Origin of the sequence: Candidatus Cryosericum odellii, from assembly GCF_003570935.1 — a bacterium.
GTDB classification, from domain to species: domain Bacteria; phylum Caldisericota; class Caldisericia; order Cryosericales; family Cryosericaceae; genus Cryosericum; species Cryosericum odellii.
Window position 1 is genome coordinate 1 of the sequence record NZ_QXIU01000130.1, and the last position, 2,628, is coordinate 2,628.

3 protein-coding genes and 1 pseudogene are annotated in these 2,628 nt (G+C 54.1%); all 4 read right to left on the reverse strand.

Annotated features, from left to right (window positions below; genetic code table 11):
• A partial coding sequence (locus SMC5_RS05475) for an ABC transporter permease (protein WP_133299169.1) occupies nucleotides 1-521 on the reverse strand: 521 nt, incomplete at its 3' end.
• 9 nt (nucleotides 522-530) lie between these two features.
• Nucleotides 531-1,226, reverse strand: coding sequence for an ABC transporter permease (locus SMC5_RS05480; protein WP_119119911.1), 696 nt, complete (start codon nucleotides 1,224-1,226; stop codon nucleotides 531-533).
• Between the two features lie 321 nt (nucleotides 1,227-1,547).
• On the reverse strand, nucleotides 1,548-1,958 hold the full coding sequence (locus tag SMC5_RS05485) for a hypothetical protein (protein WP_119089854.1): 411 nt from the start codon (nucleotides 1,956-1,958) through the stop codon (nucleotides 1,548-1,550).
• 331 nt (nucleotides 1,959-2,289) lie between these two features.
• Nucleotides 2,290-2,628: pseudogene (locus tag SMC5_RS05490) on the reverse strand (alanine racemase); the annotation flags it as partial.

Sequence of the window (2,628 nt, forward strand, 5' to 3'; positions counted from 1 at the left end):
ATCCAGCCGAACACAACGATGACGAGGATAATCTGCCATACGCCCTTTCCAAGCACGCTCGCCAGAGCTATCAGCAGGGGAAATGTCGGGATAGACAGCATGGCATCTGTGAACCGCATGAGGATATTGTCCGACCAGCCGCCGTAGTAACCCGCAACAAGCCCAACAAGAGCTCCAACGAGCGTCGAGCTGATCGCAGAAATGAAGCCAATGAACAGCGAGATGCGCCCTCCGAAGAACATACGGGCAAGCACGTCACGACCATAGTCGTCGGTACCTAAAGGGTGTGCACGGGAAGCAGGATTGAAGAGCCCGCCCAAACCCTCGATCTGAGTATTTGGATTGGCGCGCCAAATAAGGGGACCCACGAACACGAACAGCAGGATAAAAATCAGCATGAATGCACCGACCATGGCCAGCTTGTGACGGGTAAGGCGGTGAAACACCATGCCAACATACGTGTAGTCCTCAGAGGACTTCTTCTGGCCCTTCTTCTTGGCTTCGATAGCTTTTTCCGCCATGATGTCCTCCTAACTGTACTTGATACGCGGGTCAACCCACGCATACACGATATCTGCCACCAAGTTGAACGCGATGACAAGAACGCTGGAGAGCATAAGGCCAATCATGGCCGTAGGATAGTCAGCCTTGGTTTCAGCTTGGATGATAAGGCTGCCCATTCCGGGAATGTTGAAGATCGTCTCCGTAATGGCTGCGCCTCCAACAATGCCAGGTACCGACAATGCTATCAACGTCACAATCGGGATCATTGCGTTGCGCAGAGCATGCTTGTAGATGACGGAACGCTCAGGTACACCCTTGGCACGGGCCGTACGAATATAGTCCTGGCGAATGACCTCGAGCATGGAGGACCGCATGTAACGCGCATAGCCACCCAGCGAGGAGAAGGCCAGAACGACGACGGGCATCACAAGATACTGCGCCCGGTCCCCAAGCTTCGCCCAGAACGGAGCTTCCTCCAGTCCCGGCGTGATGAACCCGCCCGCAGGCAACAGGGGCATCCCGCTCGGTCGTTTCAGGACGACGCTGAAGAGCATCATCATGAGCAGTCCAAACCAGAACGTCGGCATGGACATGCCCAGAAAGCTGATGACCGTGACGACGTAATCGGTCACGGAGTATTGCTTGACAGCAGAGATGATACCGATCGGAAGAGCAATGGCAATAGACACCAGGAATTCGATCCCCATGAGCCGCACGGTCACAGGCAACGCTCTGGAGATGACGTCACGAGCCGTAGAGCCAGGATACAGGAGAGAAGGGCCCCAGTCCCCACGAATGACGCCACTGAACCACTTGAAGAACCTCAGATACCACGGAAGGTCAAACCCCCAGGCNNAGCCGCGAATGGGTTTGGCACGAGGGAGAAGATACCAAACGACACGATCATCACGATCAGGATCAGCGGGATCATGCCCAGAACACGCCGGATTATATAATCTCTCATGTTGGCAAAGACTCCTTTCGGCAGTCTCCCGCGCCTCCCTGCAGAGACGTGGAAGCCGATGAATCGAATCTACAGGTTCTCAGACTCCATAGTCGCGGTGTCGACGGATTTGGTCATCGTACCTATTTCCACCAATACCAGTACTGGATGTTCCAGTTGTTGCAGACGGTGGAGGAGAAAAAGTGGTCGTAGCCTTTGAGGCCCTTGCGAACTTCGTCGGAATAGACGAGCTGCTCAAGATACGTGTACGGAGGGCCCTCGCCCCAGATGTCTTGGAGGTGAGCATGGACTGAATCAGGGTGACTCCACGTTCATGGAAGGTGGTGCCCTGCGAATACGGGATCTTCAGGACCGCTGGTGTACCATCGGGAAGGGTGCGCGGGGTCTTGTCGATGTTCCACTTCCAGCTAGCGGCGCGCGCGGTAGCAACGGGGACAAGCACAGCAGCCACGAGGACAACTGCCAAAACCAGACATAGAACTCTCTTCATCGCATACTCCTTCCTAGAATGAGTGCAGGACATAAAAACTCTCTTCGCATACTCCGCGGTACGACACACCTCCCTACGATGTGACCGTTTATCTAGAAGCTGTAGCTCTATATCCAGACCCAGCATCAGAGAAATCAAAGTAGGACAATCGCCCAACGTCACTGTCCGCCTGGCCGATTGGGTATTTATCCATTGTGATGTTATACCACGGTCGGCTGAGAGTGTCAATTGAACGACCTTCGAGGCCTGTAGCGCGAGCTCTAGGAACAACGCAGTGCAGAATGCGGCCTCTACCAATCCAATTCCAAGAACTGCGCTCATGAACAATTGGTTACACCTGAGAAGATGAACGGGGTCCAAAAATGCCCGTACCAACACGTATCATGTTAGAGCCATGTTCGATCGCGAGTTCAAAGTCGTCGGACGTTCCCATGGACAACAACGTGACACGTGATAAACCCAAGTCGCTGGCGAGCTCGTGGAACAGCAAACTGACAGATTGATATATTGTCGCCCGCATTTGCATTGTTGCTTGCAGAGGGACAACTGCCATCAGTCCGGAGATCTCATATAGCCAAGGAGCATCGGCGGCGGCAACATCACGAATCTGAGGCATAGTCAGTCCCCCCTTCTGCGATTCTTCACCGGCATTCACCTCCAGCAGGAACGT

What these genes read in the sequence shown, in the direction of transcription:
- SMC5_RS05485 (WP_119089854.1), bottom strand. Translation starts at nt 1,958, where the DNA reads ATGAAGAGAGTTCTATGTCTGGTTTTGGCAGTTGTCCTCGTGGCTGCT.